This is a genomic window from Cohnella silvisoli, from assembly GCF_021190915.1.
GTDB lineage: Bacteria > Bacillota > Bacilli > Paenibacillales > Paenibacillaceae > Cohnella > Cohnella silvisoli.
In genome coordinates this window covers 425,590-448,280 of sequence record NZ_JAIOAP010000004.1, presented here as the reverse complement: position 1 = coordinate 448,280, position 22,691 = coordinate 425,590, and the positions used below count along the sequence as shown (strand labels likewise).

The following is a 22,691-nucleotide window of genomic DNA, read 5'->3' as shown; positions in this document are numbered from 1 at the left end:
AACAAGATTCGTTCGACTTGCATGTATTAGGCACGCCGCCAGCGTTCGTCCTGAGCCAGGATCAAACTCTCCATAATAGTTGAAGCCGAAGCTTCTTATTAAAGAGCCTTTGAGGCTCAATCTGTACTGCTGGTTTGCCATCCGACAACCGAAGTCATCTTCAGACGTTTTGTTCGTTTTCTTACGCTCAATGTTCAGTTTTCAAAGAACAATTTGTGTTGCTTATTTCGTTTCGTTTTTCTTGTTTAACGTGTGCCCTCTTGAAGCGGCTTAAGTAATATATCATAGACTCAAATACGATTGCAACCCTTTTTATACTGGAAATTTCATACAGTCTGATATACTCTTATATCCCCCTATTAATAAGACATGAAACACCTATTGCTATTGCTATCCCTATCACAATCGATTACATTTATCGCAAGTAAACTTATCGACTTTAGGGGTGATCATGCATGCGTGAAGTTCCTATGCGTTACGTTAAAGCCAATCAGACAGGAATCGTAATAACGGTACTTCTCTCCTTCCTCTTCCAGCAGCCTTGGATATTGGCGGCACTGTGGGTTGTTCAATTAACGGGATTATTATCAGAAGGCCGATTAAATCTGTTCGTAATCATAGCCAAGCAAGTTCTTAGGGGTAAAGGCGAGGAGACGCAAGCAGCGGAACTTCAAAAGTTCAATAATACGCTGGCCGTTCTTTTTCTGACCGCATCTCTGATTTCCTTCGCTTTGGATTGGCAAATCGCAGCGTATGTATTCGCTTCTATGATCCTTATTGCCGCAAGCGTCGCTCTACTGGGCTATTGCATCGGATGTACGGTCTACTTCTGGATCAAACAGATCCGAGCCGGAAGAGGGATTAGAAGAAACTAATTGAAACGGAATACCGCTAATGGGATGGACCGCTTAGGAATATAAAATTATATAAACATATATTAATGTGTTTATTATATCTTCAGCAAAAAGGCCTGTGCATAGAGCATAGGCCTTTTCCGTCGATTAAACGCTAGTGAGTTCATCGTAGAGGTAAGCATACTCCCCTAAGTCATCCCTTGTTAACGCCCTGTTCGTTTTGTCCAATTCATATTGGTAAGCTTTGAAAATGTGCCTCATGCCGACCTTCTCGTCTTTCCCGCTTGCCAAGAAAGCTGCTGTCAACGCGATGTTCTTGATGCTGCCCCCAGCCATCTGAAGCTTCCGGGCCAGAAAGTTGAAATCGATATCCTTCTCCAATGGCGTTTGCACCGGGAAGATGTGCTGCCAGATCGTCTCGCGCTGTTTTTCATCCGGAAAAGGGAACCGAATCACGTAGTTGATCCGCCTCAAGAAGGCTTCGTCCATATTTTGCAAATAGTTGGTTGCCAGAATCGAGATCCCCCGGTACTCCTCCATCTTCTGGAGAAGAAAAGCAACCTCCGTATTGGCGTTCTTGTCGTGCGAGTCCTTGACTTCGGAACGCTTGCCGAATAGCGCGTCGGCTTCATCGAAAAACAGGACGGCATAACTCGCCTGCGCCTCGTCGAAAATCTCCCGCAAGTTCTTCTCCGTCTCGCCTATATATTTGCTGATGATTTGCGACAGGTCGATCTTGTAGATTTCCATGTCCAGCTCTTTGGCGACGATTTCGGACGCCATTGTTTTGCCGGTGCCGGGCGGCCCTGAGAACAGAAGGCTGATTCCCGTTCCGTAAGACAGCTTCTTGTCGAAGCCCCATCGACCGTATACGGTATGCTTGTACTGAATATGGTTGCAGGCATGCTGCAGCTTCTCCTTCTGAACGGCGGGTAAAATCAAATCTCCCCAACTATTCTTCGGGCTTAATCGCTTCGATTTGTTGCCCAGACTATGATTAAGCTGCTTATAACTCGCTTGAATCATGTCGCGCCATCCAATAACGGCGGCTTCCGCTTCGCCGCGATTCCATTCGGACAACGTCTTTGCCGCCTTTAAGGCGTCCTTCATCTGACCTACGTTAAAAAGGAACCTTGCAGACAAAGCCTCCCAGTCGATAGTTGAATCAACAGCGTAAGAAGCGGTCAATTGACTCCATGCTTGCGAACGGTCTGCATCCGACAACGCTGGCAGCTCGACCTCAAGGTCAATGAGACGGTGTTGGTCTAGAGGTTGGCATGGCTCTTCGGAAAGCAGGAATACAATGCCGGACATCTCCCATAATTCATGAAGCAGATAGGTCGCTTCGGGAGACAAAACCCGCTCTGCCTTGTCCACCCAAGCTTCAAAGTGACAAAACACAAGCACCGCCTGCTGAATCGTCGCTTCCCGAAAAAGATTGTTCATCCGTTCACGTATATCGTCTTTATTCGAAGCCGGCCACTTATCTAAATCAACGCACAACACCGACTGGTTAAAATATTGGCACAGATGGAACGCCTGCGTTTTTTTGCCGGAGCCGGGTTTGCCCCACAACGAGATGATAAGCGGATGGCTTGGTTTCTCCGATTCGAGGATCCGATTCGTTATCCACTGCCTCAGCTTATTTTGTATGTCCATGTTGCCAATTAGCGGCGAATGCTTATTTTCCGCATGAATAAAGGTCACGTATGGATCCATCGAAGGAGGAACGTCTCCGGAATGCAGCAGAAAACGAACGATTCTCTCATCAAGCTTAGTTTGCCTGTTCAGCAGCGTGCCCATTCTATTCGTACTTACTTCCTGCCGTAGAAAATACTTCTTTAATGGACCTTCTTCATCGAATGCCGCTCGAATAAGTAGAAGATCCTCTTCGGAGCGACTCACCAGTTGCGAAATCAAGTCGGGCGTCGGAAGCTTGGCAGCTTTATCCCTCTGCATCAGCTCATAAGAGGACTCATACTTGCGATCCACTTCTACGGCTAAACATACGATGATCCCTTTCACTTCATAAGCGGAAAGCCCGAATATCCGAGACAAATAAGGAAGCGCCAGAAATACATTCGCTTCCTCGCTCAATTTAAGCCTGTCTTCTATACGCCGTTCAATCAACTCCACATGTTTAAGCAATCGTACCGTAACCGCATCGTTTTCTTGGACCGAAGCCAAAGTACGAATACTTTCGAATAGTTCAAATTCGGAGAGCAACTCCCCTGTCGACCCGGAAACGGTAAGAGCATGTTGCTCGAAACGCTCTTGCAGATGCAGTCGCAGTGCAATACAGGAGTCCAGCCATTCCCATTGATCTTTCAGGTATTCCCGATCATTGTTGTACATTGCTGTAAAGCAACCTCCGATGGTGTCCGGATTGTTATTGTGAATCAGGAGCGCGAGAAAAAGTTTTTCACCTTGGACATAAAGCCGGCGCTTTGCCCCGGAGGCGCTGCCGCGGCCGCTCTTTCCTGTTGAACCTCTTTGGCTCGTTTTTTATATTCCGCATGAAAGGGGGTATCTCCACGCGTATGGGCAACCATCCGCCTGACTTCATCCTGGGAGTTAAGGGAAGGCGCAGCTGGCCCTGCACCTCCAGCACCTGGACCGGCTTTACCCGCCGCAACGAGCGCATGCCTTTGGTCTTCCATATTCATAAATTGATCTACGTTCTCATATTCGGCGAATTCGGAGCGGCCCATTTTCTTTCTGGCTTGCTCCCTAGCTCGGGAAGAAGTAACCGATGCCAACTCTTTCTTATTGACCTGGTCGCCAATCGCACCCGCAACCGTCGTTGCCGCGGTCGAAACCGCGCCGCCGCCCGGAACGAAGTTGCTAGCCGCTCCGGTAACCGTACCCACCGCGGCCTTAAAACGGTTGTTATTGATTTGCGTGCTTACGGCCGCCGCCTGAGCGCTTGAGCTTTGTTTGACGGAATCGTCGGTTGTGGTCGCGGAAATACCTTTGAGCACGTCCCGTTCCTTCACATCGTATTTCTCTTTCATTTTCGCTTTAATTGCGGTGCCCACAAGCGGAATCATCCCTGCAGCGGTCTGCCCGGGATTGCTGACTACATCGTTGATCGCGTTTTTGGCTTTCTGGCCGACATCGAACGTCGATGGAGCCAAACGCTTTTCATTCTGGGAAGTTAAAATATCCTCCCTATGTTTACTGGCTTCCTCGGGGGTCAATGCGCTTCGGCGAGAACGGCTTTGGGATAGATCCCATTTGCCATGTCTTGCATTCTCTATGTGCTGAGGTAGATTGTACCATGACGGATTGTTGGCTTTCTCGGTTTGTTGTTCAACGCGACGATGGAAAGCCTCCTGTGATTCCGAACCCGACGATTCAGATTCTGCTGATTCAGATTCTGCTGATTCCATTGATGCAGTCGGCGTAGACGGCACCGTTAATGGCGCATCGCTCCGTTCCCTTACCACTGATTGTTCAGTTGGCGGAGCGACCTCGGGAGTCGGGGCAGCCGCGGGAGAATCCGAAGCACTAGGACGGGAAAAAGGAAATACGCTAACAGCCCCTTGCGCCAGCAGCCTCTTCATGACCGCTGACTTGTCAGGAGTTTCTTCGCTTTCCTGCCCCGCCGTTTCCGTTTCTTCTTCGGCGCTCGGGTTCTTTTTATTCGAATCTTGCATTCGTCTCTGTTGAGGGGCAGTCAAAGGCATCGGATTCATCCTCGCTAGACAAAATAAATGACCATCTATCTTTCCACTATAAGGAATAATGCCAGTAGTTACAAGACAGAAAAAAAGAACACCCCGAAGGGTGCTCTTGGTATGCATGGGAGTCCTCTATAATCCGCCCAACAGTCTTACTAATTCTTCTTCATCCTCCAACACCGGAACACCGAGCTCGCGCGCTTTGGCAAGCTTGCTTCCAGCGCTTTCCCCTGCGATGACGAGATCGGTTTTTTTCGACACGCTGCCTGACACTTTGGCTCCGAGCGCTTCCAGCTTTTGTGCAGCTTCATCACGCGTCATGACGGACAACGTGCCTGTCAGCACGACGGTTTTCCCGAACAGCGGGTGGCTTGCATCCGCTAGTGCGGCTGCCGGCTTGGCGGCTTCCGCCTTGACGCCGAGCGCACGCATCCGCGCAATGCTATCTTGTACGAGGGGGTCGTGGAAAAAACCGTATATGCTCTCTGCAACAATGCCGCCTACGTCCGGCAATCCAACTAGCTCTTCCGCTTCCGCCGCCATTAAACGGTCAATATCTCCGAAATGGTCTGCCAGCATCTTGGTCGTTGCTTTGCCCGTGTTCGGAATGCCCAGCGCATTCAGAAACGGCGCCAGCTCCCGCGACTTGGACTTCTCCAAGGCAGCAATCAAGTTCGTCGCTTTCTTCTCGCCAAAGCGCTGCAGCTTTACCAAATCGTCAAAGCTAAGGCTGTACAAGTCGGCCGGCTCGCGAACATTCAATTCTTCGAACAGTTGCTCCGCCGTCTTGCCGCTAAACGTCTCGATGTCCATGCAATCCCGCGAGGCGAAGTGGGTAATCCGCCCAATGATCTGCGGCTTGCAGCCGAGACGGTTGTTGCAGAACAGATGGGCTCCGCGCATCTCCAGAGGTGAACCGCAGCCCGGACATTCAGTCGGAACTTCGATCGTTCCTCCCTCTTCGTCGTCCGCTTTGCCTAATATTTCGGGGATTACGTCGTTAGAACGGCGGATGAAGACGCGCGTCCCGAGCGCGTGCGATAAGTTCTTGCGTTCAATATCCCCGACGTTATTGAGCGTACAGTTCTGGACCGTTACGCCTGCCAGTTCAACCGCTTCGACACGGGCGAGAGGCGTCACTTTGCCCGTTCTTCCGAGCTCCCAAGACACCGACTCCAGCACCGTCGTCGTTTCTTCGGCTTCGAACTTGAACGCGACCGCCCACCGAGGGAACTTATCCGTATAACCAAGAGCCTCCCGCGTCCTCAAGTCAGTCAACTTCACGACCGCTCCATCGATTAGGTAATCAAGTTGTCCACGACGTTCGACGACGTTTTCCAATTCCGTAATCACTTCTTCTATTGTAGAAAAATACGTTATGTATGGATTAACCGGAAACCGATTTTCCCGCAGGAAAGCCATCATTTCTTGATGATTAGAGAAGGCTACCCCCTCCGAATATCCCACGTTGTAAACGAAAGCATCCAGCCTACGGGACGCCGTAATCCGCGGATCGAGGTTACGCAGCGCTCCGGCCGCTCCGTTGCGGGCATTCTTGAGCGGCTCGGACGCCGTTTTGTTATATTCCTCGAGCACCGACAACCGCATGAAGCCTTCGCCCTGCACTTCGATCGTCCCCTCGTCGAATCCGATCGTCAGAGGAACGGTACGAATCGTGCGAACCTGAGCCAATATCCCCTCCCCAACCTCGCCGTTGCCCCTCGTAGCCGACTGAACAAGCTGCCCGTCCGAATAGGTTAGGTTCAAAGACAAACCGTCGAATTTCAGCTCCACGACATATTCCGGGGCCGGAAGCGGCTGATCGGGATTTTTCGAGTTGAAATCGGCAATAAGACGATTCGCTCTGGCAGCCCAAGCGGACAGATCGTCGATATTCTGCGCTTTATCCAAGCTCCACAGCCTCGACAGATGGCGGTGCGGCACGAAACCCTTGAGTATATCCCCTCCAACCCTGCGCGTCGGAGAATCCGGCAAAACCGTTCCATTTTCAAGCTCCAAACGGGTTAATTCATCATAAAGCACATCGTATTCTTTATCGCTTATCGTAGGATTGTCTTCCGTATAGTAACGATGACTGTGTCTGTTAAGTTCATTAACGAGCTCTTGCATTCGCTCCAGAATTCCGGTTTGCGCCATGCTTGCTTTACCTCGCTTTATTTAGAGATTATTAGGGGTTTCCCCTAGTCTATTTCAGTGCCGAAAAGCTGTCAAATAAGGAGTTGAATTCTCCGCCTTCAATCGTTGTTCTGTTTCATAAAGCCGTCCTGCGGTGTAAATATTTATTATCACATAAAGGAGGTGGGGAGATGGACAAGCAACGTTATTATGTTTCCGTCTCTGCTAACATGGTGGGCGCGGAACCATCCCTGACGGACCAGCTTACCGTTCTGGCAACGGAAGACGAACGAAACCATTTGGTCGGATTGTTGAACAAGGAACAAAAAAACAACGATCTAACCTACTTAAGGGCACACATTCCGTATAAATCCGCAGACCATGACAGAGCAACGAAACGGTTTAACGATAGCATGGTCGAGGTTTACCGCTACATTTACAAGATTGGCACGATAGAAACGAAACGCCATATCGAGTATATGGATATTTTGCAAGAACTGCGTACGCCCGACTATCATCATCAAGGATACGGCCAAAGGTGAAGCAACGATTCCACTTACGGAAAATAAAACGGGCTCCCGAGAGCCCGCAGCAGACTGCCGGATATTCTCGGCAGTCTCTTTATATTTTGGTCACCGGAGCGAAAGCGGCCAGCAGTCTCTTCACGCCGACAGGCGCCGGAAACGCGATTTGCAGCTCCACGTCGTTACCCGTGCCTTTAACGGCAACGACGGTGCCGACTCCCCACTTAGCATGCTCGACTTTGTCGCCGGCAACGACAGCCAATCCTTCACCCGCGGGGCGAGCGGCCGATGGCGTTGCGGGACGGGTAACCGAACTTCCGGTCGAAGCGCCAGCTACCGTTGGCCGCGCTCCGAAACCGGCAGGTGCGTTGCTATTGCCGCCGAAGCTCGGGGAATTACTACGCGATCCGAACCCGCCGCCACTGCCACTTCCACCGCCGCCTAAACGGGAAGCATATCCGCCGTAGGAACCGAGTCGCCCGCCTCCTGCCGTTTCTACGGCTTCCTTCAGCTCGTTTGGAATTTCTTCCAGGAACCGCGACGGTGCATTCGTATTCGTCCGGCCGTAGAGCAATCTCATGCGCGCGCAGGTCAAGTACAGCTTCTTCTCCGCTCTCGTGATACCGACATAGGCAAGCCGACGCTCCTCTTCCATCTCCGCGTTGTCCATGAATGCCCTGCTGCTTGGGAACAAGCCTTCCTCCATCCCAACGATAAATACGACGGGGAATTCGAGCCCTTTGGCACTGTGCATCGTCATGAGCACGACGGCATCGCCGTCATCCTCTTCGTCATCCATGGAGTCGATGTCTGCAATTAGCGCCAAATCGGTCAAGAACGCGATCAAGGATTTCTCCTCGTTGCGTTTCTCGAACTCTTGGGTAACGGACAAGAACTCTTCGATATTTTCCAGCCGGGATTGGGATTCTATCGTTTTCTCTTGCTGCAGCTCCAATCGATACTGAGTCATCTCAAGCAGCTTCTCCGTCAATTCCGTCACGGATAAATATTCTACCATCGCACTGAGGTTCGCGATCATATCCCGGAATTCGGTTAACGTGGCTTTGGCGCGATTCTGGATGTCTAAATGGTACAATCCATCGCCGAGCAGCCCGTCCCCTTCGTTCAGCAGCCGGTACATCGATACTCCTTTGCGAGCCGCTTCCTCCTGCACTTTCGCCATCGTCGTATCGCCTAGTCCCCGCTTTGGCACATTAACAATCCGATTAAGGCTAATATCATCGTCCGGGTTGGATATTAAACGCAAGTAAGCAAGGATATCCTTGATTTCTTTGCGGTCGTAGAACTTGATGCCTCCTACGATCTGGTAAGGGATTTCCGATTTGATGAGAATTTCCTCGACGACCCGGGACTGGGCGTTCGTTCTGTAAAGTATGGCATGATCGCTATAATTGCGGGCGTTCTGACGATTCTTGCGAATTTCCCCGGCGATAAAATAACCCTCTTCATGCTCGGAGTCGCCCTGGTACACCGTGATTTTTTCCCCGCCGTCCTTGTCGGTCCACAAGTTCTTCGCTTTGCGTCCCATGTTGTTCTTGATAACGGCGTTAGCCGCATCCAGAATGTTGGAGGTCGAACGGTAGTTTTGCTCCAAGAGGATCGTGCGAGCTTCCGGGTAATCCGCCTCGAAGTTAAGAATATTCGTAATGTCCGCGCCGCGCCAACGGTAAATCGATTGATCGCTGTCGCCGACTACGCAGATGTTGTGATGCTTTTGCGCTAACATTTTACAGAGGCTGTATTGCGCTTTGTTCGTATCCTGATACTCGTCGACGTGAATATATTTGAATTTGTTCTGGTAGAAATCCAGCACTTCGGGTACGTCCTTGAACAATTGGATGGTCAGCAAAATAAGATCGTCGAAGTCGAGCGAATTGTTGCTTTTCAGTCTGCGTTGATACTGAGCATATACTTTGGCAACGATGGTATCGAAGTAATCACCTTGACGTTGTTCGAATTGAGCGGGCGTCAACAATTCGTTCTTAGCAGCGCTGATGGAGGCTTGGACGGCTTTGGGCTCGATTTTCTTCGTATCGATGTTATTGTCTTTCATGACGTTGCGAATGACGGACAACTGGTCGGTAGAATCGAGAATGCTAAAGTTGGATCCGAAGCCGATGCGTTCGATATCTCTGCGAAGAATGCGCACGCACATCGAGTGGAAGGTGCTGACCCAAATGTCTTTGCCCGAAGGTCCGACGAGCTTGGATACGCGTTCTTGCATCTCCCGGGCGGCTTTGTTGGTAAAGGTGATGGCCAGAATGCTCCATGGCGCGGCAAGCCGTTTGGAAATTAAGTACGCGATCCGATGCGTCAGAACCCGCGTCTTGCCGCTTCCCGCTCCAGCCATGATGAGCAGCGGCCCTTCGGTCGCCACGGATGCTTCGCGTTGCTTGGGATTAAGTTTATTAATGGATGCCTCAATATCTACGGAATTCGTATTATCGCGTTCAAAAAACATGACCTTGCTCCTTCATCGAAAGGTTAACCGCACCTACGGTACTCAGTGCAGCACCTAGATTCTCGTATATGATGTTGCCCACGACGACCGTATCTGCGGCTTTCGCCGCTTGCGCCGCACGCTCGGGGTTATCGATTCCGCCGCCGTAGAACAATTGCGCCTGCTTTAAGCTGTTGCTGATGCGCTTTAAGAGTTCCATATCGCCAAAAGTCCCGCTATATTCCACGTAAAGTACGGGGATGTTCCAAAGCCTGTCCGCCACCTGGCTGTACGCGATCGCCTCGTTGCTGCCGATGTTCGCCTCTGCTCCGGTTAAACGAGCGACCGTCGAATCCGGGTTGAGGACCAAGTACGCTTCGCCCGCGATCGACTCCCATGGGAGCAGGTGGCTGTAATCGCGTAATGCCTTGACGTGATGGCCGATGAGCCATTCGGATCGCTTCGTATTAAGCACGCTCGGTATGAAATAACCGTCAAAACCCGGCACACCGCAAGCCGGATCGGATAATTCGAATGCGCATGGCACCTCGTACCTGCGAATCCGCGACATCAAATCGACTGTATTATCGAAAGTCACCCCACTGGAGCCGCCGACTAGAATCGCATCCGTTCCGGATGTGCAAATGGCATCCAACGTCGCATCATCTATTGGGCGTTCGGGGTCAAGCTTGAAAACATGTCTCCAACTGCTGTAAAAGGAAGGGAGCATTTAGCCTCCATATAGTAGAACTAGGGTTTTCTTCTAGTCTACAGGAATTCGGCGGTTCTTCCAAGATGGAATGATGTGGAGGGGCGGTGAGCGGTGGGGTTTGGGTGTGGGATGGTGTTTTTGGTGCGACTGAGTAAGTCCAGATTCTGAACCTATTTGTGGTTTTGGTACTCCGCGCGGCTCAGTAAGTCCAGATTATGAACCTATTGGTGGTTTTGGTGCTCCGCGCGGCTCAGTAAGTCCAGATTATGAACCTATTGGTGGTTTTGGTGCTCCGTGCGACTCAGTAAGTCCAGATTCTGAACCTATTGGTACTCCGGGTGTTGGTGATTAATATTTCACATAATTAACAATCTGGCTTTGTCTCCCAACTCATACGCATGAACTCGAAGTTTACCCTCTTTTACTGGTCTAATCAAACCTTTCTCCAACAATATTTTAAGTAATTGAATACATGTGGTTCTCCCTAACTGTAAACAAAAGCAAACATCTTCAAGCCCGAAAGGGCGATTTAGGCGTAGAGCGTATCGAATAATCTCACGCTCGTAGACGGTAAGATGATACTCCGTTTGATTGCCGGTGCTTCCGTACTTACCCAAAATGACATACAATGACCGCCTGCACACTTCGGGTCTTTTGACAATATCATCCCAACTGAACGGTATGAATGGATACCCGTACTCTGCGAAGGTTCTTATTCTCATTTTCTCGAAATCGAATCTGTCCCGGGTAATCAACTCGGCGTGGCTGACAAAACCCTCGGTCTCGATGATGGACTCAATTGGCTTAAAGAACAAATCGCCGAAAATGCGTATCCCTGATGAACTAACCATCTCATACTCCATTGTTAGACCATTAAACGTGCCTAGTACCGGAAACACAACATCCTTAAGCAGCCTAATCTCACCCGTCAAATCTTTCTTTAACATCTCTAGTCTTCTACCGTTGGCCATACTTTTTTGCTCGTTAAAATAATCCGCGAACTGTTTCTCGAACAACTCCATCCCTCCTCAAAATAAAAACGCCGCTTGCTCCGATAATGGATGCAAACGGCGTGTGCTTCACGCTTTGTATTTGATTTTTACATTACCAAAAAAGTGGATATTTGTCGAGAGAGATGGTTGGTCGCCAAGTCGGTCTGGGAGGTCCATAGACTCGTTCTGCCAAGTCGGCCTGGTTGGAGGTGTTTAACACCCCAGCTTCTCTTTCAGATATTGCCGAATGTCATCCTTCAGGTCCGGACGCTCCAATGCGAAATCGATGATCGTCTTGAGATAGCCGAGCTTCTCGCCGGTATCGTAACGCTTGCCTTGAAAGTTATACGCATAGACGGATTGTTCCTGCATCAAGCGGAAGATAGCATCGGTTAATTGAATTTCTCCGCCGGCGCCAACGTCTTGCGTCTCCAATATATCGAAGATGGCGGGCGTCAAAATATACCGTCCGATAATGGCGATATCAGAGGGAGCGCAATCAGGCAAAGGCTTCTCCACGACACCGCGTACTTTAATAATCCGATCACCATCGCCGCCCACTGAATCCGGGTCTACGATACCGTAGCGGGACACCTCATCATACGGCACTTTTTTCACGGCGAGCACGGAGCTCTGAACTTCATCGTAAACGTCCATCATCTGCTGTAGACAAGGGACGTCGGACTGGACAATATCGTCTCCGAGCAGAACCGCAAAGGGCTCGTTGCCAATAAATTTACGCGCGCACCAGATAGCGTGACCGAGTCCTCTCGGCTCCTTCTGGCGGATATAGTGAATGTCGATCAGGTCGGACGGCTTCTGAACTTCGGAAAGCAAGTCCAGCTTCCCCTTCATCAGCAAGCTTTGCTCAAGCTCGTACGAGCTGTCAAAATGATCCTCTATGGCGCGTTTACCTTTTCCCGTTACGATAAGAATATCTTCAATGCCGGATGCGACCGCTTCTTCGACGATATATTGAATTCCGGGTTTGTCGATAATAGGAAGCATTTCCTTAGGCATCGCTTTCGTGGCCGGAAGGAACCGGGTTCCCATTCCCGCTGCAGGTATGATGGCCTTGCGAATCCTCATGAACAGGCATCCTCTCTAGACTTTCGGTACAAGTTCGCCTGCCTTCCGCAACAACTCTTTCGGAATGACCGGTAATCGTCCGACACCAATGCATACGATACCCTGCGCATTAAGAGCCGCAGCGTCCAGTGCATTTCTTCCATCCATAATTATAGGGCGATTCATCCAATTTTTAAAGTCATCCGTTTTGATCTGACGAAATTCACGCCACTCGGTTACGATTATCGCCGCATCCGCGCCCCTCAGCGCTTCTTCGGCCGAATCACATATCGTTATGGAAGAAGGTAGCATTTTGCGCGCAACATGATTGGCCTCAGGGTCATATGCGGTTAACGTTATGCCCGGATGACGACGGTTCAGTTCGGCGATCAAGCGCAATGAAGGAGCTTCGCGCATATCATCGGTACCCGGCTTGAAAGCAAGACCGAGCAGCGCAACTTTGCGACGGCTAGGATCGGAAAGAGCTGCTTCAAGCTTGCGAACCATTCGTAATGGAAGCATCGCATTGGCGCGAACAGCAGCTTCTACGAGCGTTTGAGGCGCCCCTGCCTCATCCGCCATCCTCACAAGCGCCCGTGCATCCTTCGGCAAGCAGGAGCCGCCAAAACCAAGGCCAGCCGCAAGAAAATGCGGACCGATTCGCGGATCCAACCCTAATGAATGAGCCACGGAGGGATAATCCGCACCCGTCTGTTCCGCCAATGCGGCAATCTCGTTCGCGAAAGATATTTTTACGGCAAGGCATGCATTAGCAGCTAGCTTAGCTAGTTCCGCGCTACGGCGATCTGTCGTCATGATGGGACCTGGAAGCCTTTGATGAAGCTGCGTGAGCCGCTCTGCCGTTTCCTCCGAGGACGTTCCGATCACGATGCGCGAAGGCTCGAAAAAGTCCCGAACAGCGCTTCCTTCCCGCATGAATTCCGGTATGGAAACGACGTCTACCAGACAATGATCAGGCAGACGGCTTCTTAATCTCGCTTCCGCTCGTTCAGCCGTACCGACGGGAACGGTGCTTTTGATAACGATAATCCGTCTAGTATCGGAAGCCGACCATGCCTCCAATCGACCGATTACGGCCCAGAGAGCGGCTAATGACATTTCGCCCGTGTCTCCCGAGGGTGTACCAACCGTTAAAAATACGAGCTCCGCTTCCTGTAGCAGATTAGCGGGATCGTGGCCGAAGCTGAGCCTACCTGCAGACGTATTCCGCATGACCAACGCTTCCAGTCCCGGTTCATGATACGGGATGATTCCGCGTGATAATTGAGCGATTTTCCCCGTATCGATATCCACGCAATGCACCGTATGCCCAAGATCCGCAAACCCTGCACCTGTTGCCAGCCCAACAATCCCTGCTCCTACGACTGCCATTTTCATGGTCTGCGCCCTCCTCTATAGAGATGCCTATGATATCCTGTAAATTTGCTTTGTTCCGATTGTAGCACCGGAATGAAAACAAACTTCCATGTTTGTGTTAGTGGGACGTAAATTATGCGGTTGATTCCCAACAGATACAGATACGCCAAAAAGAACCCATTACCTTTGCTGGATAGCTTAGGTAATGGGTTCTCCAAATCAAAAGAGTGTTTAAGTTAATGGACTACTCTAACTTGGAAATAATTTGTGCCGCTTCTGCCCTAGTTGCAGTTCCTAGAGGATCGAACAAGCTATTTCCCTGCCCCTGAACGAAACCAAGTTTACTAGCCGCACTTACAGCTGCAACCGCCCACCCGGCTATCTTTTCTTCATCAGCAAAGGCGGATGGTTCTTTATTTGAGACAGCATTTCCACTTACGATTTCATAAGCCTTGATAATCATAACCGTCATTTCTTGACGTGTTAGAACTTCTTCAGGGCCAAACTTCGTTTTCGTGCGTCCTTTAACAATTCCTGCCTCAACAGCAGCCGTAATGTCATCTGAGTACCATTTTTTCGAAATTACATCTGAATATTGATTTTGGCCTTTCGCCTTAAGATTGAGCTTTCTCGCAAGTAAGGCAGCAAATTCGGCTCGTGTCACTTTCTGCCCGGGAGCAAAGGATGTTTCACTTACCCCTGTTATTACATGTTTAGCTACCATTGCGGTTATTGCATTAAACGCCCAGTGCCCTGTTGCCACATCATCAAACTTCTTGTTAAATTCCAGCACAGCATATTTGCTAAAATGGCTAACATCTGCAACCATAAAGCCGTTCTCTATTTTCCCGCCTACATATTCCAGTTGACCATTGTCGCCAATGTAATATACACCAAGCAACTTTGAATCCGCCCCGTCAGCGATTTTCAATTTCAACTTGATCGGAGTATCAAATACTGTAAGCTTTTGTTCTTTACCATCTTTGGTTTTAATCGTTAAGGAAAATTCATAAACATCCCCTGCCGATTTAACGGTAGTGTTTGTCAATTTACCTTCCGTGTTTTTCAAAGCCTCTTGTGCGCTCTCGTTGGAAAGCTTGTCAAAGGAGACAGATATTTGGGCGTCTTTCAATTCTTCGGCGGAGACAAGTTTCTGCAATTGCCCCAGAAGGGACCCCGGAACTTCTACCGTCAATTTATCGCTATTTAATTCTATTACGCTATCTTTCGTTATGGCTCCATCACCTGCAGGCAACTTAACCTGCGTTTCTCCCTCAGCGAGTTTGATAGGGAGCTTGCCGTTGTCAGCCTTCAGATCTTCGGGTTTGATTACTTTAACCCCTGGTTCTACTTTCGCAGGTGGTACCGGAGCACCGCCTGGAACTGGCCCTGGGCCTGGTCCTGGTCCTGGATCAACGGTACTTCCTTGTGGAGTTGGAAAAGCATAGGCTTGAAGTGATCGGTTCCCCGCATAATCAACTGCCGCTACGTTTACATGGTACTTTTTCCCGTTCGTCAAGCCCGAAATCGAGTATTGGGTCGCTGTAATTGGTGTTGGCGTCAGCAAATTCCCATCCAAATACACTAGATAGCCTTGCAAATCATCTTCTGAATTAGCCTTCCAATTGATATCTACCTGACTGTCTTTTTCAACAAAGGTGAGATTTTCAGGTTTCGCAGGTGGATTGCCATCTCCAATCACCAGGTTATTCATTGAAAAGCTATTCATAGGAGATTCAATTGTATCATAGATATACAAGTATAGGTTTCCTCTATTCGTATTGATATTCGGAAGACTAATTTCGGTCCCGGAACTTGAACGAGACATTCTTAGCGTGTAGACTTTATCGTTCTGTAGTACTTGCGAGAGTGTAAATTTTAAAATTGCACCATGACTGTATTCATAAGAAAACGTTTCAATAGGAATACTTATTCCACCCTCATCAACCAATTCAAAATCGCTCTTATCCAGTTCGCTAGATTGAATTTGATAAGGAACACGATGTTCGCTACCATCGAAATCGACCTTGTTTCCATCTCCGAGTGTCAATTGCAGATGTGTCTTTTTCGCGTTTAAAGGATAGTCGTTAGGATTGTTTAAGGCCGAAGTAAAAGACAGGATCAAGTCTGAATGTTGAAGCTTATAGCCGTTCGGCTTACCGTTGATATTCACGGTTGCTGTTTGTAACTTACTCGGAACTCTCATTGGACTGTAGTAGCTAAGCGATGATTCAACGCCATCGGAAGATACGGTGGAAACAGCAAATTGATGTTTACTTTGATATGGTAAATCCGAAAGCTGAAAAAAGGTATCCCTTGTCTGGTCTATAAAATTTCCATCGAGATAAACTCTATAACCCTTTACACCGGGTTTTTGGACTGCCTGCCAACCAATCCCGATCGTGGCAGTTGAGTTATTATCATCAAAGTGATAAGAAAACCCTCCATACCCCACGTCAGGAGCAGTGTTTTCAAATGAATAGACTGAATCAGAGACAGACGAAATCACTTCTGTAACTTTCGTCATCCACGAAGCTTCTTTGACCTTGATTTTATCCAAAGAAAGCCCAGTTTCTAACGTTCCATTGATCAAATAATAATAAACAGGGTCGTAAGATCTCGGTGGAAGATACTCTTGAATCGGGCCAACTGTTTGAGACGTAATATCCGTCCACTGATTATTACTATATGTACTTAATGTAACTGTTGACTTATCCGTATAAATAATACCGCTGATTTTCCCACTACTCGAATCGTATACAATCTTTATGTAGCTTGCAGCGTACGCAAGTACAGGAAGACTCATACTTAGCAGCATGCTTGCTAGTAAAACTACGCTAATCTTAGACATGACCCGACTTTTCAACTCATAAATCCCCCTAAAATTCCTAATTTCACCTTATTATCATAAAGGGGATTTCTCTTATGCACAAGAAATATTTGGTATATTTGTCTTCTCAGTAGTAAGGAATTGTTCCTTTTCAAAACCTAACAACATAACCATTGCGATTGTAATAACAATACAGAATACAATGATAGTCGAGCGGAGATGACTGCTAGTTACTGCTACTCGCTTAAGAGGATTTATACTTTCTAATCCACTTAGTAAAATAATAAATAAACCAAAGCAAATCGGGTATTCAAAATCAATATCCAAAGCAATGTGGAAAAGAAGCAAAGCGATCATTATCCATGTAGATCCCGTGATCTTCAACATTTGTCTTGTCTTAAATAAGGGGATAAGAACAAACATTCCGAAAGTTAGAAGCCCACCAATACCAATCTCCAAAACCAACTGTAAATAAAATTGGTGTAAGTATTTTACGTAGTACCAGGAAGAATGCTCGACCGCCCATCCCCCTCCACCCAATCCCACGATCCAATGCTCCTTGAGAAGGGCCATTCCATCAGACCAGTACTGTTTCCTTAATTGAAATTCAGGTGCATTCCAGCTTATATCCATGAAACGAAGCATGACTTTAACCTGAAAGAAATAGGCAGTAGCTGCAGCAGTTGCCACAGCTAAAGAAACAATGCCTACCCCTGTCTGTAATGCCTTGCCCCTAAGACGGAACATTTCCACGATACATGCACCAGCAAACAAAACCAGAACTGTCCTAGACCCTGTTTGTACAAGCCCCACCAATTGAATGAGAAGCAATCCTAAATAAATTTTTCCATGATTTTCGCTATACGCCTTCCAAGCAATCAACACACCTATAACAAGTAAAATAGCCAGTGTATTCGCATAACCTATCGATGACTCCAAGCGACCGTCCCGGAACAACTCGAGCCCCCAGCCTAAAACCGTCAAAAAGGCTCCCGCCCAAGCCGACTGACGAAGATAAGAATCATATTTCGCAGCGGTAAGAGATGAAGCAAATATTGCTAAAGGAAGCAAACTCGAAAATCTTGCCGCTTCGAGGACTGCGGCTTCCGAATCTACCGCATAAAAACAGGATAACCAATAGAGACCTATAAATGCGGTTAACGACCCAAGCCATAAATTCATTTGCAAAGGTGTGTACCGTCCCCGCCATAAATAAACGGCCAAAACCAAAAACAAGCCCGCATCCAACAGCAAAAAAGCTACTTCAAAAAAGTAGCCTGCGCATACTGCTCCAATCCATAAGAATGATGTTAAAACTATATATGCAAGTTGTTCGTTTGTATTAGTAGAAAATAGCTTTATTGTTTTTTTTGTCATACGATCTATTTCGACAAAAAAAATCCGTTTCCTACTTGCGTAGAGAAACGGATTTCCATTTATTAATACTTCTACTACTTCACCAACTGCCCCTTAGTAACGCCTAACTGATTAGTCGCTTTAAGCCTGCGCCAAACTTCGGTGCCCGAAATGTTGCCATTGATCGCCGAGCGGTGAAGGGAAAGCACTTCCCGAACTTTCTCGGCGTTCTCCTCAAGGAACTCTACCCGGAAAGAGCGTACGCCTAGTTCCATGAAGGTGCTCAGATATTCCGCCCCGGACTGCTCGATCGCGTTATATACCGTATTGCGGCAGCCTTCATCGACCCGGACCGGATGGGACATGCCGATACGATCCTGCAGCGAAGCCCGCTTCTCCTCGCAAGGTCGGCCGCAGTTCGTGTAATCCGTTCCTTCGCTCATGAAGGTGCAATAGACGCAATGCTCGGTATGGAACATCGGCATGTGCTGATGGATGACCATTTCCAAACGCGACGTATCGGAACGGCGGAGCATGTCGACCATCTGCTGGATATTCAGGTCATAGGAAGGCGTAACCCAATCAACGCCCGCTTCGCGGAAAAGATTAACGGTCTTATGGTTAGCCACATTTAGCGAGAAATCCCCAATGATAAGCGGATGCGCAGCATCCGGCTTCTCCATCCGTTCCTTCAGGTAGTAGTACAGCGCACCTGTATTGCGGACAAGCACGGCGTCAGGCTTCAAATTCAGGATGTTGCGATGGTATCCATTTTCTCCCGGCATATGAATCCGCGGAGTGACCAGAGCGATCCGTTTACCGGCTTCGCGGCAAACGGCAATCGCATCGGGGAATTGCTTGATGAACTCGAAATCGGCGTAGATAAGCGAAACATCCGTCTCTACGACAGCCTTGACCTGCTCCAGCGTCCGGCAAAGCGCCGTCAACTCGACCTCGCCCGGTTGTACGGAAGAGTCAACAGCTCCCGCGAAGGAATCTCCGTACTCGTCCACCTGGTGCTTAATATATTTCGGCGGTTGCTCCCGAAGAATCTCCAGTTGCTCCGCCGCTTCCCGGCGCATCCGGTTTAATTCGCGCATCGGCACGATAACTTCGCCCTTAAGCCCAACCTCTAATTGATCCAAATAATAAAGAGTACCTCCCAAGCGGCCGAGCTGCTCCTGCAGCACTTCATGGCCTAAAGGTCTCTTCTCCGCGCGTTCAAGCGGAATCTCCGATTCGACGGCTACTGTCGTCCCTTTGCCGATGTCGGTCCAGATCGTACGCATCGGAGTACCTTCTTGCCCGAATACCGACACGGCGAGCGGAAAAGTACGATAAGGCTTCTCCGTCTCGAATGTGCTCCGCAACCGTCTGTCCAAGGCAGGATCGCTTGTTTTCCAAATTCGGTCTCCCTCATGCACCCGGTTTAAGTCTACGTCGTTTCGTCCCGGTACGATCTCAATCAGGTCGCCTTCCGGAGCTTCTCCTTCCAGCTTCAAACCCGAGCTGCGAACATCATAGACGCGTCCGCCCTCTTCTTTCTTAGTCGGATCCCCCGCGTCGAACACGATGCCGTCTCCCCGTTTAAGCGGAGCTTCAAGCCGGCAAATAACCGCATCGCGGAGAATTTTCTCGACCGTTCCCAAGTATACGCCGCGGCTCTTAGGAAAAGTCCCTTCGACGAGCTGCTTATTGTTAGTCCCATCCAAGAAACCATGCGTGAACCCCCGGGAAAAGCTTTGTTGCAGCTCCCGAACCTCTTCCTTCGAAGGCTCCGATTCATCCCCACCGAAATACTTATCGATTTCTTTGCCATATTTGCTAACAACGTTCGCGACATATTCAGGGCTCTTCAAACGCCCTTCGATCTTAAAGGACGTGACTCCAGCTTCGATTAATTCCGGTACGATATCGATTGCCGCCAAATCTTTGGGCGAGAGCAAATAAGCGATATCCCCCATCGGCTGTTGAACGCCGTCGACCATCAGATCGTAAGGCAAACGGCAAGCTTGCGCGCATTCCCCGCGATTGGCGGAACGGCCTCCCCACACTTCGGAAGTCAAGCATTGTCCGGAGTAGGAAACGCAAAGCGCGCCATGCACGAACACTTCCATCGGCAGTTTCGCTTGTTCGCCGATTTTCCGGATTTGCTTTAGGTTATTTTCACGACCCAGTACGACCCGCTCCAACGCGAACGGTTTGATGAATTCGACCGCCTCCGGAGAAGTGATCGTCATCTGCGTCGAACCGTGGATCGGAAAGTCCGGGGAAATCTCGCGGATCATCTTCACCAGGCCCAAATCTTGCACGATAACCGCATCCACGCCCGCATCGATGCAAGCCTCGATAAGCTTGCGCGCTTCCAGCAGCTCATCCTCAAACACGAGTATGTTAAAGGTTAGGAACCCCTTCACTCCGTATTTGTGCAAAAATGCCATGATCTCGGGAAGCTCGTTCGACTGGAAATTATGCGCCCGGGCCCGAGCGTTAAATTTCTCCACGCCGAAGAATACGGCGTTCGCTCCGTTCGCCACCGCTGCCCGCATGCATTCCCAATCTCCTGCCGGTGCCAACAATTCAATATCTTCACGCCTTAAGGCGGTCTTGTCCATCATTCTCGTAAACCCTCCAAACCGCGTCCATATGCGGCATTCATCTCCTGATAGTATACCAAAATCCGCGGGACGGGGCCAAGGAAAGCGAAAACCGCCGGCTAAGAGGAACGGTCCCTCTCAAGCAGGCGGTCAATTATCGTCTAAGCATCACTTAGTGAATTGGAATGAATTCATTGCGTCTTCAAGCAATTTACGGTTCAACTCGGTTGCGAAGGTATCGTTAAGTATTCCTTGAATCAAGTAAATCTTTCCTTTGTTCTCAAAAAGATATAACGTCGAGTGGGCGCCGATTGCCGCTATTTTGGTGCTTGAGAGCGCATATTTTATAGCATTAACGCCTGCAAAAGTCACGTTAGTCTTAGAGTCGATACTCAGAGCGCCGCCATCGGTGTACGACTTTTCAAGCAATTCCGGATACCCTTCCAAGCTGGTGCCTTCATCGATTCCAACTAAAAGATCTGTACCAACGCCAGTGAGGTGAAGGCTATCTTTTTCCATGTCCGAAATTCCTTTAGCCCATAGCTTCGGCAGCTTCAAGCTGTAACCGTATGTTTTACTTGTTTTTGTTACGGTGGCAGTGACATCTACAGAATCATCGGGATCCGGAACTTGGCCGAATGATTCTTCCACCTGCTGGAAGTCAATCTTCATGCCATCGAGAAGTTGACTTAAGACATCTCCTACATCGTCTTTGTGCTCTTGCTTGAAAGTAAAGTCGACATAGTACTTATACTTTCCATTAACCGCATAAATCTCATACTCGTTCCACCATTTTTTGGTATCCGTTGAATAAGAAAGCTTCACCAATGTCGCAGGAATGCCATTCCAAGTAATAGAGCTCGTCTCCGGCGTTTTACGGTAAGCCTCAGCTTTATTATCCTTGAATGACTGGATCTTGCGCTCAACCCATTTGTCCAAAGTATCATCCTGATTAATGGAGAATACGTTCAATAACAAATAAGACTCGTCCGGCCCGTTGAAAAAAGGACTGGATCCTTCCGTGCTTTCGCTCCATTCCTTAGGCAGTTGAAGTTTCAGCCCATAATCTTCATTCTCGAAAGAAATTTTACCGTCTTTAATTCGCGCTAAATCCTTGAGCGACTTGTTAGCGGCATTATATACGGGTTTAAAGCTATCCAGCAATCCAGTATTTGCGTCCAGATCGGAAGCGGATTTGGCTTTCTTTCCAAAGATCAGAATGTAGAAATATCCGTTGGCTTGGATCCCGCGATATTCGTAATAAAAACCGTCCTGATGCTTCGTGATCATACGCTCGAATGTTCCCGATGGGCGAGTGATCGTCTTGACGTCTACTACCGTTTCATCGTCTTCGGTATTCTGGGTCATTAAATCCCGTTTATCATCCGTTTCCAACGTATCCTCTGCTTCTTCGATGGATAGGGCCAAAAAGTATTCTCCTTTAACATCGCTGAAAGATATCCAGTTGCCGTTTGACCATTGACTCTGTTGGACGAGGCCTGTCGGATAATTCATCGACCACTTGTAATAGCTGTCGCCGATTTGCGATTTGCCGGAGTCGCTGTCTATGCCGGTCCCTGTGCTGCCGGAACCGCTGGAAGCAGCAGTCGCCTTAATAACAATCTCCTTAGTCGCAGCGTCAATCGCTTGGGTCGCTCCGAAGGTTTTTGCGATAATCGTAAGCGGAACCATCGTCACGCCTTGTTTGATAACCGGGGCAACCGCCAGAGCCGCTTTCTTCCCGTCAATGATAGCCGACTTGCTGCCTTGGGTAAGGACAATGACGTGTTTCAGATAAGTTAAGGTGATGATTTTATTGTCCTTCAATTTTACGTTCGCGCCGAAACCTTTAGGGTTCGTAAAGACGCTTAGCGGCACCATTACATTGCCGGCGGATTGGAACGGAGGTTGAATTTTCGTGGCTGCCCCGTTGATCTTCATCTGGTTGCTGCCAACCTTGATACGGATTTCTACTTTGCCGCCGTTATCCGCAGCTGATACGGATAACACACTAATGAAAAACAATACGGCAGCCAGCATGAAAGCCAGCCATCTCTTGGAATGGACAACAGAAAACATGTGTAAGTGCTCCCCTCGGAAA

General features: G+C 48.9%; 14 protein-coding genes and 1 rRNA gene. 2 read left to right on the top strand and 13 right to left on the bottom strand.

Translation table 11 applies throughout. The features are described 5' to 3' along the window. Nucleotides 1-77: ribosomal RNA gene (locus K7P76_RS11180) — 16S ribosomal RNA — on the bottom strand; the annotation flags it as partial. 378 nt (nt 78-455) lie between these two features. On the opposite strand from K7P76_RS11180, the gene K7P76_RS11175 reads away from it, so the two are divergent. After that, complete coding sequence (locus K7P76_RS11175) at nt 456-875, top strand: DUF4395 domain-containing protein (RefSeq protein WP_232185372.1); 420 nt, start codon at nt 456-458, stop codon at nt 873-875. Between the two features lie 126 nt (nt 876-1,001). Here the strand turns inward: K7P76_RS11175 and K7P76_RS11170 are convergent, their stop codons facing one another. The 3 genes from K7P76_RS11170 to ligA form a co-directional block, all read right to left on the bottom strand. After that, on the bottom strand, nt 1,002-3,209 hold the full coding sequence (locus K7P76_RS11170) for an ATP-binding protein (RefSeq protein ID WP_232185371.1): 2,208 nt from the start codon (nt 3,207-3,209) through the stop codon (nt 1,002-1,004). A 44-nt stretch (nt 3,210-3,253) separates the two neighbouring features. Then, nucleotides 3,254-4,543 carry a hypothetical protein gene (locus K7P76_RS11165; RefSeq protein WP_232185370.1) on the bottom strand — a complete coding sequence of 430 codons (1,290 nt, stop codon included), beginning with the start codon at nt 4,541-4,543 and terminating at the stop codon, nt 3,254-3,256. Between the two features lie 126 nt (nt 4,544-4,669). Further along, on the bottom strand, nt 4,670-6,694 hold the full coding sequence (ligA, locus tag K7P76_RS11160; protein WP_232185369.1) for an NAD-dependent DNA ligase LigA: 2,025 nt from the start codon (nt 6,692-6,694) through the stop codon (nt 4,670-4,672). 170 nt (nt 6,695-6,864) lie between these two features. Here ligA and K7P76_RS11155 point away from each other — a divergent pair, with 170 nt between their 5' ends. Further along, nucleotides 6,865-7,215: a hypothetical protein gene (locus tag K7P76_RS11155; protein ID WP_232185368.1), complete on the top strand. Its 351-nt coding sequence runs from the start codon at nt 6,865-6,867 to the stop codon at nt 7,213-7,215. 79 nt (nt 7,216-7,294) lie between these two features. On the opposite strand, the gene pcrA is transcribed toward K7P76_RS11155, so the two are convergent. The 9 genes from pcrA to K7P76_RS11110 all read right to left on the bottom strand — a co-directional run bounded on the left by pcrA (nt 7,295) and on the right by K7P76_RS11110 (nt 22,669). Next, complete coding sequence (gene pcrA, locus K7P76_RS11150) at nt 7,295-9,679, bottom strand: DNA helicase PcrA (protein WP_232185367.1); 2,385 nt, start codon at nt 9,677-9,679, stop codon at nt 7,295-7,297. Continuing rightward, entirely contained in the window at nt 9,669-10,388 is a 720-nt protein-coding gene (gene pcrB, locus K7P76_RS11145; RefSeq protein WP_232185366.1) for a heptaprenylglyceryl phosphate synthase, read from the bottom strand. Before pcrB ends, pcrA begins: the two co-directional genes overlap by 11 nt. A gap of 338 nt (nt 10,389-10,726) precedes the next feature. Further along, on the bottom strand, nt 10,727-11,386 hold the full coding sequence (locus tag K7P76_RS11140; protein WP_232185365.1) for a helix-turn-helix domain-containing protein: 660 nt from the start codon (nt 11,384-11,386) through the stop codon (nt 10,727-10,729). 189 nt (nt 11,387-11,575) lie between these two features. Further along, on the bottom strand, nt 11,576-12,451 hold the full coding sequence (gene galU / locus K7P76_RS11135) for a UTP--glucose-1-phosphate uridylyltransferase GalU (RefSeq protein ID WP_232185364.1): 876 nt from the start codon (nt 12,449-12,451) through the stop codon (nt 11,576-11,578). A 15-nt stretch (nt 12,452-12,466) separates the two neighbouring features. Then, entirely contained in the window at nt 12,467-13,828 is a 1,362-nt protein-coding gene (locus tag K7P76_RS11130) for a UDP-glucose dehydrogenase family protein (protein WP_232185363.1), read from the bottom strand. A 223-nt stretch (nt 13,829-14,051) separates the two neighbouring features. After that, nucleotides 14,052-16,673 carry an S-layer homology domain-containing protein gene (locus K7P76_RS11125; RefSeq protein WP_232185362.1) on the bottom strand — a complete coding sequence of 874 codons (2,622 nt, stop codon included), beginning with the start codon at nt 16,671-16,673 and terminating at the stop codon, nt 14,052-14,054. Between the two features lie 57 nt (nt 16,674-16,730). Continuing rightward, nucleotides 16,731-18,014 (bottom strand): O-antigen ligase family protein, encoded by a 1,284-nt coding sequence (locus tag K7P76_RS11120; protein ID WP_232185361.1) that lies wholly within the window; start codon nt 18,012-18,014, stop codon nt 16,731-16,733. 74 nt (nt 18,015-18,088) lie between these two features. Continuing rightward, nucleotides 18,089-20,608 (bottom strand): U32 family peptidase, encoded by a 2,520-nt coding sequence (locus tag K7P76_RS11115; RefSeq protein ID WP_232185385.1) that lies wholly within the window; start codon nt 20,606-20,608, stop codon nt 18,089-18,091. A gap of 150 nt (nt 20,609-20,758) precedes the next feature. Beyond that, nucleotides 20,759-22,669, bottom strand: a complete 1,911-nt coding sequence (locus K7P76_RS11110; protein WP_232185360.1) for a stalk domain-containing protein — start codon at nt 22,667-22,669, stop codon at nt 20,759-20,761. Nucleotides 22,670-22,691 lie beyond the last annotated feature (22 nt).